This is a genomic window from Streptomyces sp. NPDC037290, assembly GCF_055603245.1.
Genome location: NZ_JBVJVZ010000004.1, coordinates 201241 through 214557 on the forward strand (window position 1 = coordinate 201241; position 13317 = coordinate 214557).

Genomic DNA, 13317 nt, shown 5'->3' on the forward strand with positions numbered 1-13317 from the left:
CCCGGGGAGCCGCTCACCGGTGCCTCAGAGGTGTGAGCTGCTCGATGTCGTACTTGGCTCTCAAGGCCTCGATCGCCTCCTGGTCCGGCGGACCGCCGCTCCCCAGGATCTCCAGCAGCTCCTCGAAGTAGCGCTCGTGATCCGGCGGAGGAGAGGCCTGGAAGAACATCTTCGCCGGGGTGTCCGTCGGATTCGCGAACGCGTGCGGGCACCCCGGGGGTACGACGATCACCGTGCCCGGGGTCGCCCGGACCACCCGGCTGCCCGAACTCGACTCCCACTTCTGCCAGTTGTCGGGGGTGCGGATGCGCGGCTCGAAGGCGAGCACGTCCAGCTCGCCCTCGAGGACGTAGAACAACTCCTCGCTGCGCGTGTGCACATGGGCGCCCACGTCGAATCCCGGCGGGACCTCCACCTCGAAGGTGGAGGCCATGCGCGAGTGCGTGCCGGTGACCTTGAACGTCACACGCTGGGCCGGTGTCGCGACGACGCGGCCGTGGCCCGGCGGCACGAGCAGTCCCTCGGTCTCCGTCATGGGTCACTCACCCAGGTCACCGGCAGGACCTCGGGCCCCCGGATCAGCGCGCCCTTCCTGAAGGGCACCTGATCCGGCGCGACCGCCAGCTTCAGGCCCGGAACCCGGTCCAGCAGGGCATCCACCAGCAGTTCCTCCTCCAGCCGGGCGAGTTGGCCGCCCGGGCAGTAGTGCGGGCCGAAACCGAACGACACATGCGCATTCGGGCTGCGGGAGAAGTCGATGGTCTCCGGGTCGGGGAAGACCTCCGGGTCGCGGTTGGCGGCCAGGTAGGAGACGTAGACCGTGTCGCCCGCGCGTATGCGGTGACCTCGGATCTCCAGGTCCTCCATGGCGATCCGGGACAGACCGACCGCGTTGCGGTGCGGGATGTAGCGCAGGAGCTCGTCGATGGCCCGCGGCCGGATCCCCGGCTCCGTGCGCAGCCTCTCCAGCAGGTCGGGGCGGGTCAGCAGCAGATAGAACATCTGCCCGCTGTTGTTGGTGACCGCCTCGCCGCCGATCTGGAGGAGGACGGCGAGACCGACGGCCTCCTCCAGCGTGACCTCGCCCCGGCCCAGCGCGGCGCCGAGCAGTGAACTGACGTCCTCGGCCGTGCTGTTCTCGCGCAGGGCGATGAGGTCGGAGAAGTAGGCGCCCATCTCCCGCTTGGCCCGCTCGCTGACCTCCTTGCCGTGCGAGGAGGACAGGATGAGCTGGGTCCAGGCGTGCATGGTGTGCCGGTCGGCCGGCGGGACGCCCATCAGCTCGCAGATCACCGCGATGGGGAACGGGCTGAGGACCGCGGCGGTGAGGTCGGCGGGCGGGCCGTCCTGGAGCAGTTCGTCGACCAGTTCCTCCAGCACGGCACGCGCCTTCTCGCGCACCCGCTCCACGCCCTTCGCGGTGAACGCCGCGGCCACCGCGCGACGCAGCCGGGTGTGATCGGGCGGGTCGAGGAAACCGACCGCGCCGCGGTCCGGGACGAAGTGCGGGGCGAGCCGGGTGACCTTCCTCTCCATGACCGCCTCGCGGCTGAAGCGCGGATCGTTGGTCACCGCGCGCACGTCGTCGTGCCGGGTCACCAGCCACGCCCAGCCATCGCCGTTCGGCAGCTGGATGCGGGTGACCGGGCCCTCGCGTATCAGCTCGCTCAGCACCGGATCGAAGTCCGTCCCGGCCAGGTCGATCGCGGGCCACTGCCGGATCGGGGGCAGCGCCTCGGAGAGCGTCGTCTCCTCGGTCATCGCCGGTCGCCGTCCGAGCCGACCCAGCGGCCGACCGTCATCTCGGCCGTGATACCGGGGCCGAACCCGGCGAGCAGACCACGCGCCCGGTCCTCGGCGCCGCCCTCGTCGAACAGCCGGCGCAGCGCGTCCAGGACGACGGCGCTGGCTATGTTGCCGTACTCGGTCAGCGTCGCCCGGCTGAACCGGAACGCGTGCGGCTCGACCTCCAGGAACCTGCTGAGGTCGTCGAGTATGCGGGGCCCGCCCGCGTGGATGATGTAGAAGTCCAGGTCGGACGCGTCCCAGCCGTGCAGCCCTGCCAGGTCCTTCAGCGCGGGGGCGAGCGGCTCCATGGTCGTGGGCACCCGCTTGTCCAGCAGGAAGTGGAAGCCGGTGGCCCGGACGTCGTACGCGATCCAATCCTCCGTCTTCGGGATCAGGTAGGAGCCGTTGCGCTCCAGACGGACGCCCGTGCCGCCTTTGCCGCGCACCACGGCGGCGGCGATGCCGTCGCCGAACAGACCGTTGGAGAGCAGCGAGCCGACGCCGAGGTCGGTGGGCTGGTAGCACAGCGAGCAGAACTCGCAGGCCACGATGAGCGCGTTGGCGTTCGGGTACGCCGAGCAGAAGTCGTGCGCCCGGTTGATCGCCGCCCCGCCGGCCGCGCAGCCCAGCTGGGCTATGGGGATCTGACGGGTGGTGGAGCCGAAGTCCATCTCGTTGATCAGCCACGCCGTGAGCGAGGGCATCATGAAGCCCGTGCACGACACGTAGATGATCACGTCGATGTCGCTGGTGAGCAGCTCCGCGTCGTCCAGCGCCTGCTGGATCACCGCGGGGACCCGGGCCTTGGCCTCGGCCTCGTAGAGCTTGTTGCGCTCCTCGAAACCCGGGTGCTTCAGGGTCTCCTCGATGGGCTGCACGATGTGCCGGGTCTTGACACCGGTGTTCTCGATGAGCCGCAGCGCGAGTGGCAGTTGAGGGTGGTCCGAGTGGCGGGAGCGCGCCAGCTCCAGCGTCTCCTCCATCGTGATCACGTGCTCCGGGACCGACACCGAGGGTCTGCACAAAGTCGCCATGAACCGTCCCTGCTTTCCGATTTCGGAGGGCCTTCGCCCACCGGCCAGAAGGTGGTTCACCTCTGTGGGTGCTACACCCACCGTCACCCAGGAGGCCGATGATCTCGCGTTGGGTTACTCCGAATCGGGGACCCCGGGTCGGGCCCGAAGGGCGAATTCCGCCGCCGTACGAGGGGAAAATCCATGATCACTGTTATGAAGCGGTGCGGCGCCGACTCAAGGCACGCGGCCTACGGCGCCCCGCTGCTGTGCGCGATGCAGGCCACGTCGATACGGTCCGCCAGCTTGGCCAGCTCAATGGTCAAGGCCGCCACCGTGTCCTCGTCCAGCCGCGGCTCCCCGCCCTCGACCAGATGCAGCCACCGAGCCCCCACGGTCCGCAGCAGCTTACTCACGTCGGCCGCAGCCACCTGCAGGGCCCCACGGTCGTCCACAATCAGAGGCAGAGTCACTTCGCCGTTCACAAAACGGATGCTAGCCGCGCAGCGCTCACGCACCCTGCCAAACCGTGGTGATGTTGCAGAACTCGCGGATTCCGTGCCCGGACAGCTCACGCCCGAACCCGGACCGCTTGACCCCGCCGAACGGGAACGCCGGATGGGAGGCGGTCATCCCGTTGACGAACACGGAACCGGCCTCCAGGTCACGGGCGAACCGCTCCGCCTCGCCCTCGTCCCGCGTCCAGACGTTGGAACTCAGCCCGAAGAACGAGTCGTTGGCGATGAGCAGCGCCTCGTCCACGTCGTCGGCCCGGTACAGCGTGGCCACCGGCCCGAACGCCTCCTCCCGGTGGATGCGCATCTCCCGGGTGATCCCGGCCAGCACGGTCGGCGGGTAGTACCAGCCGGGCCCGTCCGGCCGCTCCCCGCCGCACAGCACCTCGGCCCCACTGCGCTTCGCGTCGTCGACCAGTTCCTCCAGATCGCTGCGCCCCTGCTCGCTGGAGAGCGGCCCCACCTCGGTGTCCTCGTCCAGCGGATCGCCGATCCTGAGCGCCTTCATCCCGGCGACGAACCTCTCGGCGAAGGCGTCGTAGACGTCGGTGTGCACGATGAACCGCTTGGCGGCGATGCAGGACTGCCCGTTGTTCTGCACGCGCGCGGTCACCGCCACCTCAGCCGCCCGGTCCAGGTCGGCGGAGGGCATGACGACGTACGGGTCGCTGCCACCCAGCTCCAGCACCGTCTTCTTGATCATCTCGCCGGCGGTGGAGGCCACCGCCCGGCCCGCGGGCTCGCTGCCCGTCAGCGTCGCCGCCTTCACCCGTTCGTCGCGCAGGATGTCGTCCACCGCGCCCGAGCCGATCAGCAGCGTCTGGAAACAGCCCTCCGTGAAGCCCGCCCGGTGGAACAGGTCCTCCAGATACAGGGCCGTCTGGGGGACGTTGGAGGCGTGCTTGAGCAGGCCCACGTTGCCCGCCATCAGCGCGGGCGCGGCGAACCGGATCACCTGCCACAGCGGGAAGTTCCACGGCATCACCGCGAGCACCGGGCCGAGCGGCCGGTAGCGCACCCGTACCCGTGACGCGCCGGAGTCCGCCACGTCCGCCTCGGCGGGCTCCTCGTCGGCGAGCAGCCGCTCGGCGTGCTCGGCGTACCAGCGCATCGCCTTGGCGCACTTCGCGGCCTCCGCCCAGGCCTGTTTGATCGGCTTGCCCATCTCCGTGGTCATCACCCGGCCGATCTCCCGCCGGTCCTCGTCCAGCAGATCGGCGGCCCGCAGCAGCAGCCGGCCGCGGTCGACGAAGGAGGTCGTCCGGTACGTGCGGAACGTGGCCTCGGCGAGCTGGAGCCGGCGTTCCAGCTCCTCCTCGCCCATGGGCTCGTACGTCTTGAGCGTCTCGCCGTTCGCCGGGTTCACCGTCGCGATGGGCATGGCTGACCTCCCTGGGAGCGGGCTTGCTTCGACCTTCGCGCGCGGCAGGGCGCGGCGCAACGCGAAAGGCCCCTGTTCAGCCCGAGTGCTCCGCCAGTCGGTCCAGAAACGCGGCCTGCGCCGTGATGATCAGCTCACGGGCGCGGTCCAGGCCGAGCCACTCCACGCGGTCCAGCTCAGGGAACTCGCGCACCCGGCCGGACCTCGGCGGCCACTCCATGGTGAAGGTGCCGGGGCTGAAGCCGGTCAGGTCGGGGTCGGCCTCCACGGCCCACGCGGTCACGATCTTGCCGTTCCTCTGCGCGACCTCGCCCAGCGGTAGGGCCGTCCCGTCGGGCGGCGCCAGCCCCAGTTCCTCCTGGAACTCCCGCCGGGCCGCGTCCCAGGCGGGCTCCCGCGGTTCGTACTCGCCCTTGGGCACGGTCCATGCGCCCGCGTCCTTCTTCGCCCAGAGCGGGCCTCCCATATGGCCGAGCAACACCTCAAGCCCCTCACCGGTGTGCCGGAACAACAGCAGTCCCGCGCTGCGCCTCGTCGCGCGCGCCGTCACGGCGTGACCTCCGGGTGGGCCGCCAGCAGGGCCTCCACCGTGTCGGCCTCCTCGGGGCGCTTGTCCTCGCGGTAGCGGACCACGCGGGCGAAGCGGAGGGTGACGCCGGCGGGGTAGCGGGTGGAGCGCTGCAGACCGTCGTAGGCGATCTCCACGACGAGTTCGGGGCGGACCCGGACCACCCAGCCGTCGTCCTCGACCGCCAGCTGCTGGAGCCGCTCGGTCTGCCAGGCGAGCATCGCGTCGGTCATGCCCTTGAAGGTCTTGCCGAGCATCGCGAAGCCGCCGTCGGGGCTGCGGGCCCCCAGGTGGAGGTTGGAGAGCCTGCCCGTGCGGCGGCCGTGCCCCCACTCGGCGGCCAGCACGACCAGGTCGAGGGTGTGCACGGGCTTGACCTTCAGCCAGGCGGCGCCGCGCCGGCCGGCGCTGTAGGGCGCGTCCAGCGCCTTGACCACCACACCCTCGTGACCACGGGTCAGGGTGTCGGCGAGGAACCGTTCCGCCGCCGCGATGTCCTCCGGCCCGGAGGCGACCGTCCGGCGCACCCGCATCGGCTCGGGCACCAGCCGGGCCAGCTCCGCGTGCCGCTCGGCGAAGGGCAGATCCAGCAGGTCGGTGCCGTCGACCGACAGGGCGTCGAAGAAGACGGGGGCGACCGGGACCTCCCCGGCCGCCTTCGCCACGTCCGTGCGGGATCCGACCCGGCCCGCCGTCTCCTGGAAGGACCGGGGCCGCCCGGCCGCGTCGAAGGAGATCACCTCGCCGTCCAGGATGAACCGCTCACCCCTCAACTCCAGTGCCGCCGCGGTCACTTCGGGGAGCCGGTCGGTGATGTCGTCCAGGGTGCGGGTGTGCACCCGGACCAGGCCGCCGTCCCGGTGGACCTGCACCCGGATGCCGTCCAGCTTCTCCTCGACCGCGCAGGCGCCGAGCTTCTGGACCGCCTCGGCGACCGAGGAGGCGCTGTGCGCCAGCATCGGCAGCACGGGCCGGCCCACCGTGAGCCGGAAGCGGTCCAAAGCGTCGGGCCCCTCGGCGAGCAGGGCCTGGGCGACCGTCTGCAGCGACCCGGCGAGCATCACCGCCCGCCGCACGGCGGCCGGGTCGCCGCCGGTCGCCTGGGCGAGCCCCTCCACCGCGACCGCGTCCAGGGCGCCCTGCCGTACCTCGCCGGTGAGCAGACCGAGCAGGAAACGCTGCTCCTCCTCGGTGGCGGCGCCCATCAGCTCACCGACGAGCCGGGTCCGCTCCGCCTGCGAACCCGGACCGGACACCTTGCCCAGCTCGCCGAGCAGCGCGTCGACCTCCCGGACCGTGAGGGTGGGCTCGGCGGCCGGCGGCACCGGGCGGCTCAGCACCTTCCAGCCGACGCCGAGCCTGCCCTGGGGCAGCCGTCCGGCGAGGTACGGGATGACGATCGGCACGTCGTCCGCCTCCGCCTCCCGGAACAACTCGGCGAGCAGTGCCGTCTTGCGGGACCGGGCCGCCGTCGCGGCGACCTCCCGGGACACGTGGGCGAGCCGGGTCAGCAGCATGCCATCAGGGTGCACCACCGTTCCGCTGAACGCGTAGGGCTTTGCTCCGTGGGGCCGTGTCTCTTCAGCGTGCGCCGCCGTCAAGGCCGGCGAACAGGAGCTCCCCGTTGATCGCCGCTCCCGCCCGGTACCCCCGGCTCGCCGCGTTGATCACCTGCTCGGCGAAGCCGCTCGCGTTGCCCGCCGCCCACAACCCGGGCACGGTCGTCAGGCCCCGCTCGTCGATCACCGGGTAGGCACCGAACGGCGTCTCCCGCAGCTCGGCCCCCAGCTTCAGCAGCAGGTCGTTGTTCGGGACGGCGCGCGGGGCGGCGTACAGCACCTTGCGGTCGTGGACCGTGCCGTCCGCGAGCCGGACCCCGGTGAGCCGGTCGCGGACGACGACGAGTCCCGCCACCTTCCCCGGCACCACCGTGACCCCGGCGGCGGCCAGCCGGCGCAGGTCGTCCTCGGTCAGCTCCGACTCGCCCACCTCGTGCAGGAAGAACCGCACGTCCTTCGACCACTGGGTCACCATCAGCGCCTGGTGCACGCTCAGCGGTGAGGTCCCGAGCACCCCGGTCGGCAGGTCGCGGACCTCCCAGCCGTGGCAGTACGGGCAGTGCACCACGTCCCGGCCGAACCGCTCGGCCAGCCCGGGGACCTGCGGCAACTCGTCCCTCAGGCCCGTGGCAATCACCAGCTGCCGGGCCCGTACCGCCCGGCCGCCCGCCAGCTGTGCCGTGAAGTGCGCGCCGTCCCTGCCCGCGTCCACGATCCGGTCCCGGACCAGCTCCACGCCATAGCGGGCGATCTCCTCGCGCCCGATCGCCAGGAACTCGGCCGGTGACATGCCGTCGCGGGACAGATAGCCCTGCAGGTGCGCGGACGAGGCGTTGCGCGGCTCGCCCGCGTCGACCACCAGCGTGCGGCGCCGGGCCCGGCCGAGGACCAGTGCGGCGGACAGCCCGGCGGCGCCGCCTCCGGCGACGACCACGTCGTACTTCTCGGTCATGTGACCACCTCCGGCACGACCGTCGCCCCGTCGCTGCGGCATTGACAAACGTGTTTGCCGAAACTGCAATACCGGCATGAGTACCGACGACGTTCTCGCGGGGGTGGGCCCGAGGCTGCGGCGCATCCGCAAGGAGCGGGAGGTGACCCTGGCCGCGCTGTCCGAGGCCACCGGCATCTCCGTCAGCACCCTCTCCCGCCTGGAGTCCGGCCTGCGCAGGCCCAGCCTCGAACTGCTGCTGCCGATCGCCCAGGCCCATCAGGTGCCGCTGGACGAACTGGTCGGCGCGCCGCCGGTCCGGGACCCGAGGGTGCGCTCCGAGCCGATCGTGCGGGGTGGGCGCACCCACTGGCCGCTGACCCGCCAGCCCGGCGGCCTCCAGGCCTTCAAGGTGCTGGAACCGCAGCGCCGGCAGGAGCCGGATCCGCGCACCCATGAGGGCTACGAGTGGCTGTACGTCCTCTCCGGCCGGCTGCGGCTGGTCCTCGGCGAACACGACGTGGTGCTCTCGGCGGGGGAGGCGGCCGAGTTCGACACGCGCGTGCCGCACTGGTTCGGGTCGACGGGGGAGGGACCGGTGGAGTTCCTCAGTCTCTTCGGGCCGCAGGGCGAGCGGATGCACGTACGGGCGCGGCCGACGTCCCGGGCGTGACCCACGCGACGCGCGCAGGAACCCGGCCGGCTGTTCCCTGATCGGCAAGCGACCGCTTAGTATGCCGTCGGACCCGGTCAGACGAAGCAGTCCCGTGGAGGCACCGCATGCAGGCATGGCAAGTGCACGAGAACGGCGAGCCGAGCGAGGTGATGCGCCTGGCCGAGGTGGAGCCCCCCACGCCCGGTGACGGCCAGGTGCTGCTGCGCGTGCGCGCCGCCAACGTCAACTTCCCGGACGCGCTGCTGTGCCGGGGCCAGTACCAGGTGCGTCCGCCACTGCCGTTCACGCCCGGCGTGGAGATCTGCGGCGAGACCAAGGACGGCCGCCGCGTGATCGCCAACCCGGTGCTGCCGCACGGCGGTTTCGCCGAGTACGCCCTCGCCGACGCCCGCGCCCTGCTGCCCGCCCCCGAGTCGCTCGACGACGCGGAGGCCGCCGCCCTGCACATCGGCTACCAGACAGGCTGGTTCGGCCTGCACCGCCGCGCGCGTCTGGAAGCGGGGGAGACCCTGCTCGTGCACGCGGCCGCCGGCGGCGTCGGCAGCGCCGCCGTACAGCTCGGCAAGGCGGCCGGCGCCACCGTGATCGGTGTCGTCGGCGGCGCGGACAAGGCCGCCGTGGCCCGCGAACTGGGCTGTGACGTGGTCGTGGACCGCCGCTCCGAGGACGTGGTCGCGGCCGTGAAGGAGGCCACCGGCGGCCGGGGCGCCGACGTGATCTACGACCCGGTCGGCGGAGAGGCCTACGCCCAGTCCGCCAAGCTCGTCGCCTTCGAGGGCCGGATCGTCGTCGTCGGCTTCGCCGGCGGCACGATCCCGAGCCCGGCCCTCAACCACGCCCTGGTGAAGAACTACTCGATCCTCGGCCTCCACTGGGGCCTGTACAACACCAAGAACCCGAAGCTCGTCCTGCGCTGCCACGAGGAACTGACCGAACTGGCCGCCCGGGGCGCGATCAGGCCGCTGGTGAGCGAGCGGGTGCCGCTCGCCGAGGCCGCCGTGGCCGTGCAGAAGGTGGCGGACGGCCGCTCCACCGGCCGGATCGCCGTGGTGAGGGAGGAAGCAGCATGACCGACGCCGAAGAACTGCGCCGCCGCACACGGGAGTTGCTGGCCGCGCATCCACCCGCGAGCACCGACCGCCTGGACTTCCTCCGGGCCCGCTTCGACGCCGGTCTCGCCTGGGTGCACTACCCGGAGGGCCTCGGCGGACTGGGCGCACCGCGCGCCCTCCAGGCCGTCGTGGACGCCGAACTGGAGGCCGCGGGCGCCCCCGACAACGACGCGCGCCGCAACGGCATCGGGCTCGGCATGGCCGCGCCGACCATCCTGAAGTACGGCACGGACGAGCAGAAGCAGCGCTATCTGCGGCCGCTGTGGACGGGGGAGGAGGTCTGGTGCCAGCTGTTCAGTGAGCCCGGTGCAGGCTCCGACCTCGCCGCACTCGGCACCCGGGCCGTGCGGGAAGGCGACGACTGGGTGGTCAACGGGCAGAAGGTCTGGACGTCCGGCGCCCACAACGCCCGCTGGGCCATCCTCATCGCCCGCACCGACCCGGGCGTGCCCAAGCACGCCGGCATTACCTACTTCCTCTGTGACATGACCGACCCCGGCGTCGACGTCCGGCCGCTGCGCCAGATCACCGGCGAGGCCGAGTTCAACGAGGTCTTCCTCACCGACGTCCGCATCCCCGACTCCTGCCGCCTCGGCGGGATCGGCGACGGCTGGCGGGTCGCCCAGACCACGCTCAACAACGAGCGCGTGGCCATCGGCGGTATGCGGCTCCCGCGCGAGGGCGGCATGATCGGCCCGGTCGCGAAGACCTGGCGCGAACGCCCGGAACTGCGCACCCACGAACTGCACCAGCGGCTGCTGAAACTGTGGGTCGAGGCCGAGGTCTCGCGCCTCACCGCCGAGCGCCTGCGCCAGCAACTCGTCGCCGGCCAGCCCGGCCCCGAAGGCGCCGGCATGAAGCTCGCCTTCGCCCGCCTCAACCAGGAGATCAGCGGCCTGGAGGTCGAACTCCGGGGCGAGGAGGGCCTGCTGTACGACGACTGGACCATGCGCCGCCCCGAGCTGGTCGACTTCACCGGCCGCGACGCCGGCTACCGCTACCTGCGCTCCAAGGGCAACAGCATCGAGGGCGGGACCACCGAGGTCCTGCTGAACATCGTCGCCGAGCGGGTCCTCGGTCTGCCCGCCGAACCGCGCACCGACAAGGACGTCGCATGGAAGGACCTCGCCCGATGAGAACAGAGCCGGACCTGCTGTACTCGGAGGAGGAAGAGGCGCTGCGGGCCGCCGTCCGCGATCTCCTCACGGACCACTGCGCGGCGGCGGACGTCATCGCCCGCGTCGAGTCGGACACCCCGCACGACCTCGCCCTGTGGAAGTCCCTCGCCGAGGGCATGGGCCTGGCCGGTCTCCTGGTGCCCGAGGAGCAGGGGGGCCAGGGTGCTTCCGCCCGCGAAGTCGCCGTCGTACTGGAGGAGCTGGGGCGTGCCGTCGCACCCGTGCCCTATCTCACCAGCGCGGTGGTGGCCACCGAGGCCCTGCTGGCCTGCGGTGACGACGAACTGCTGGGGCAGCTGGCCTCCGGACGCACCATCGGCGCCCTCGCGGCCGGGCTGCACACGGGCCCGGGTGCCGCACTGCAGACCGTACGGCGCGAGAACGGCACCCTGCACGGCGAGCTGACCGGCATCGCGGACGCCGCCGTGGCCGATGTCCTGCTCGTCCCGGCCGACGACGGCGGACTGTACGCCGTCCCCGCCGGCGCGGTCACGGTCACCCCGCAGGTCTCCCTCGACCTGACCCGGCCGCTGGCGGCGGTACGGCTGGAGAACGCCCCCGGCCGCCGCGTCGGCGATGCGGAACCCGCCGTACGACGGGCTCTGCGCACCGCCGCCGGACTGCTCGCCTCCGAGCAACTCGGCGTGGCCGACTGGGCGTTGACCGAGACGGTCCGTTACCTCAAGGAGCGCAAGCAGTTCAACCGGCCGGTCGGCGGCTTCCAGGCGCTCAAGCACCGGCTCGCCCAGCTCTGGCTGGAGGTCGTCAGCCTCCGGGCCGCCGCTCGCGCGGCCGCCGACGCGCTGGCCCGTGGCGAGGACACCGACGTGTCGGTCGCCGTCGCGCAGGCGTACGCGGCACCCGTCGCCGTCCACGCCAGCGAGGAGGCGCTGCAACTGCACGGCGGGATCGGCATGACCTGGGAACACCCGATCCACCTGTACCTCAAGCGGGCCAAGGCGGACTCCATCGCCTACGGCACGGCGGGAGCTCATCGGGAGGCGCTGGCCGGACTGGTCGACCTCCAGGCACCCTGACGCGGTACGTGCAAGAGCCGCCCCACGCCTGACACCACACGTTTGGGGGACACGTCAGCCGCCCGGACGAACCCTCCGCTACGCCACACTTGCGGCCGAACGCCGCTCAAGGGGCGTGGCGGAGGAGGTTCGTGATGGCCGTTTCCATCTCTGTGGTGCTGCTGCTTCTGATCATTGCCGTGATCTTCATGCGCAACGGCGCCTTGAAGGTCTCCCACGCCCTGGTCTGCATGCTGCTCGGGTTCTTCCTGGCCGGCACGAACATGGCGCCCACCATCAACAGCGGGCTCACCACGACCGCCGAGCTGGTGAGCAGCCTGCGGCCCTGAATCAGGGGGTGGAGAAGACGCCGATACCGTTCGCGACGGGGCGCTCGGCACCACTGCTCGGATGGTTGCGGACCGTCACGGCGCTCGCCCCGTCGTCACGGGTGACCAGCTCCGTCGAGCCGCCGCCGTCGAGGTTGAACGCGTCGGACGCGCCCAGCGAGCGCATGGTGCCGGCCTCCTCGGCGACCGTCATACCGGTCCGGTAGGCGGCGGCCCCGTCCAGCGCCAGGATCAACAGCTGCCGTCCGCCGCTCCTGAAGCCCACGACCGTGCGCACCGCCGAGGTGACGTCGTCCAGGCCGGACAGCGCCTCGCCGTCCCGCAGGACGGGGAACCCGCCGATCGCGAACGCGTACGGCACCCCCGACGAGGCCGCCACCAGGCCGTGCGTCACGGTCACCGCGTCACCGACGGAGAGCTTGCGCAGCCGCTGTGCCCCCTCCTCGCGGCCCACCAGGACGGTGCTGTCCGCCGGGATGGTGCCGCTGCCCGGGGTGTCGGAGGCGGAGACCACCCGGCCGCCCTGGACCTTCACCTCGTAGGTGTCGGTGCTGCACGGCGCCGACCGCTGCGTGTCGGTGCCGCACACGGCGCGCATCCGCGAGGCGCTGCCCCACCGTGAGGTGAAGGCGCCGACGGAGTTCTCCGCGAGCGCGTACTGGTTGAGGCCCTTCAGCCTGAACGTGCCCTCCGGCGTGGCGACGCGGCCGACGAGGGAGAGGTGGTCCAGCCGGGCCCGCCGGTCGGTGCCCACGCCGAAGACGTCCCGCGTGCTCGTGCCCGGCGGCAGCGTGGGCCCGAACCGCTGCCCGTCCGGCACCGCCGCCTTGAGCACCTGCCCGTCCGCGATCGCCGGTCCGACGCTCGCACCGGTGACCTCGACGCCCGGATGCTGCGTCTCGGAGATGTTGAAGAAGTCACCGTTGACCCCCGCGACGGCCCCGGCAGAGTCGGCCATCCCCGAGACGGTGGCCCGGGCCGCCACCGCGCCCGGGTGCAGCAGGCCCACGCGGACGTGCGGATCGGCCAGGTCGACGGTGAGCAGATGGGCGTGTGTCGGGCCCGCGGCCGCGTCGATGTCGAACTGCCGGTAGGTGACGCCCGGTGCGATCCGCTTGCCCGCCGGGGCGGCACCGGGGGGGGGGGGAGCGGGAGAGGGGGGGGGGGGCGGGGCAGCAGAGGGGGGGGGGAGCAGAGAGAAAGAGTGGTTCGATTGCTAAGCGCATAGTG

At 72.0% G+C, this 13317-nt stretch carries 14 protein-coding genes; 5 read left to right on the top strand and 9 right to left on the bottom strand.

The window, feature by feature from the left end; all coding sequences use genetic code 11:
* Positions 1–13: 13 nt before the first annotated feature.
* From ACZ7HQ_RS15845 to ACZ7HQ_RS15880, 8 genes are all read right to left on the bottom strand, one after another.
* Complete coding sequence (locus ACZ7HQ_RS15845) at positions 14–535, bottom strand: cupin domain-containing protein (RefSeq protein WP_470989554.1); 522 nt, start codon at positions 533–535, stop codon at positions 14–16.
* Entirely contained in the window at positions 532–1761 is a 1230-nt protein-coding gene (locus ACZ7HQ_RS15850) for a cytochrome P450 (protein ID WP_470989557.1), read from the bottom strand. The genes ACZ7HQ_RS15845 and ACZ7HQ_RS15850 overlap by 4 nt, the downstream gene beginning before the upstream one ends.
* On the bottom strand, positions 1758–2822 hold the full coding sequence (locus ACZ7HQ_RS15855; protein ID WP_470989560.1) for a type III polyketide synthase: 1065 nt from the start codon (positions 2820–2822) through the stop codon (positions 1758–1760). Before ACZ7HQ_RS15855 ends, ACZ7HQ_RS15850 begins: the two co-directional genes overlap by 4 nt.
* A 230-nt stretch (positions 2823–3052) precedes the next feature.
* The gene (locus ACZ7HQ_RS15860; RefSeq protein ID WP_470989562.1) at positions 3053–3286 is read right to left on the bottom strand and encodes a DUF6213 family protein; all 234 of its coding nucleotides are present in this window, start codon (positions 3284–3286) and stop codon (positions 3053–3055) included.
* Between the two features lie 25 nt (positions 3287–3311).
* Complete coding sequence (locus tag ACZ7HQ_RS15865; protein WP_470989565.1) at positions 3312–4697, bottom strand: NADP-dependent succinic semialdehyde dehydrogenase; 1386 nt, start codon at positions 4695–4697, stop codon at positions 3312–3314.
* Between the two features lie 76 nt (positions 4698–4773).
* Positions 4774–5247 carry an NUDIX hydrolase gene (locus ACZ7HQ_RS15870; protein WP_470989568.1) on the bottom strand — a complete coding sequence of 158 codons (474 nt, stop codon included), beginning with the start codon at positions 5245–5247 and terminating at the stop codon, positions 4774–4776.
* The gene (locus tag ACZ7HQ_RS15875; RefSeq protein WP_470989570.1) at positions 5244–6782 is read right to left on the bottom strand and encodes an ATP-dependent DNA ligase; all 1539 of its coding nucleotides are present in this window, start codon (positions 6780–6782) and stop codon (positions 5244–5246) included. The genes ACZ7HQ_RS15870 and ACZ7HQ_RS15875 overlap by 4 nt, the downstream gene beginning before the upstream one ends.
* A gap of 64 nt (positions 6783–6846) precedes the next feature.
* The gene (locus ACZ7HQ_RS15880) at positions 6847–7776 is read right to left on the bottom strand and encodes an NAD(P)/FAD-dependent oxidoreductase (RefSeq protein WP_470989572.1); all 930 of its coding nucleotides are present in this window, start codon (positions 7774–7776) and stop codon (positions 6847–6849) included.
* A gap of 76 nt (positions 7777–7852) precedes the next feature.
* On the opposite strand from ACZ7HQ_RS15880, the gene ACZ7HQ_RS15885 reads away from it, so the two are divergent.
* The 5 genes from ACZ7HQ_RS15885 to ACZ7HQ_RS15905 all read left to right on the top strand — a co-directional run bounded on the left by ACZ7HQ_RS15885 (position 7853) and on the right by ACZ7HQ_RS15905 (position 12087).
* Positions 7853–8428: a helix-turn-helix domain-containing protein gene (locus ACZ7HQ_RS15885; RefSeq protein ID WP_470989575.1), complete on the top strand. Its 576-nt coding sequence runs from the start codon at positions 7853–7855 to the stop codon at positions 8426–8428.
* A 107-nt stretch (positions 8429–8535) separates the two neighbouring features.
* The gene (locus ACZ7HQ_RS15890) at positions 8536–9501 is read left to right on the top strand and encodes an NADPH:quinone oxidoreductase family protein (protein ID WP_470989578.1); all 966 of its coding nucleotides are present in this window, start codon (positions 8536–8538) and stop codon (positions 9499–9501) included.
* Positions 9498–10679, top strand: coding sequence for an acyl-CoA dehydrogenase family protein (locus tag ACZ7HQ_RS15895; protein ID WP_470989580.1), 1182 nt, complete (start codon positions 9498–9500; stop codon positions 10677–10679). The genes ACZ7HQ_RS15890 and ACZ7HQ_RS15895 overlap by 4 nt, the downstream gene beginning before the upstream one ends.
* Complete coding sequence (locus ACZ7HQ_RS15900) at positions 10676–11758, top strand: acyl-CoA dehydrogenase family protein (protein ID WP_470989583.1); 1083 nt, start codon at positions 10676–10678, stop codon at positions 11756–11758. Before ACZ7HQ_RS15895 ends, ACZ7HQ_RS15900 begins: the two co-directional genes overlap by 4 nt.
* Positions 11759–11892: 134 nt before the next feature.
* On the top strand, positions 11893–12087 hold the full coding sequence (locus ACZ7HQ_RS15905; RefSeq protein WP_470989585.1) for a hypothetical protein: 195 nt from the start codon (positions 11893–11895) through the stop codon (positions 12085–12087).
* A 1-nt stretch (position 12088) separates the two neighbouring features.
* Here ACZ7HQ_RS15905 and ACZ7HQ_RS15910 read toward each other — a convergent pair whose 3' ends face one another.
* Complete coding sequence (locus ACZ7HQ_RS15910; protein ID WP_470990673.1) at positions 12089–13282, bottom strand: phosphodiester glycosidase family protein; 1194 nt, start codon at positions 13280–13282, stop codon at positions 12089–12091.
* Between the last annotated feature and the right edge of the window lie 35 nt (positions 13283–13317).

Bases quoted from the DNA above. Each gene is read 5' to 3' on its own strand.
- ACZ7HQ_RS15845 (WP_470989554.1), bottom strand. From the start codon at position 535: ATGACGGAGACCGAGGGACTGCTCGTGCCGCCGGGCCACGGCCGCGTC.
- ACZ7HQ_RS15850 (WP_470989557.1), bottom strand. From the start codon at position 1,761: ATGACCGAGGAGACGACGCTCTCCGAGGCGCTGCCCCCGATCCGGCAG.
- ACZ7HQ_RS15855 (WP_470989560.1), bottom strand. From the start codon at position 2,822: ATGGCGACTTTGTGCAGACCCTCGGTGTCGGTCCCGGAGCACGTGATC.
- ACZ7HQ_RS15865 (WP_470989565.1), bottom strand. From the start codon at position 4,697: ATGCCCATCGCGACGGTGAACCCGGCGAACGGCGAGACGCTCAAGACG.
- ACZ7HQ_RS15875 (WP_470989570.1), bottom strand. From the start codon at position 6,782: ATGCTGCTGACCCGGCTCGCCCACGTGTCCCGGGAGGTCGCCGCGACG.
- ACZ7HQ_RS15880 (WP_470989572.1), bottom strand. From the start codon at position 7,776: ATGACCGAGAAGTACGACGTGGTCGTCGCCGGAGGCGGCGCCGCCGGG.
- ACZ7HQ_RS15885 (WP_470989575.1), top strand. From the start codon at position 7,853: ATGAGTACCGACGACGTTCTCGCGGGGGTGGGCCCGAGGCTGCGGCGC.
- ACZ7HQ_RS15890 (WP_470989578.1), top strand. From the start codon at position 8,536: ATGCAGGCATGGCAAGTGCACGAGAACGGCGAGCCGAGCGAGGTGATG.
- ACZ7HQ_RS15895 (WP_470989580.1), top strand. From the start codon at position 9,498: ATGACCGACGCCGAAGAACTGCGCCGCCGCACACGGGAGTTGCTGGCC.
- ACZ7HQ_RS15900 (WP_470989583.1), top strand. From the start codon at position 10,676: ATGAGAACAGAGCCGGACCTGCTGTACTCGGAGGAGGAAGAGGCGCTG.
- ACZ7HQ_RS15905 (WP_470989585.1), top strand. From the start codon at position 11,893: ATGGCCGTTTCCATCTCTGTGGTGCTGCTGCTTCTGATCATTGCCGTG.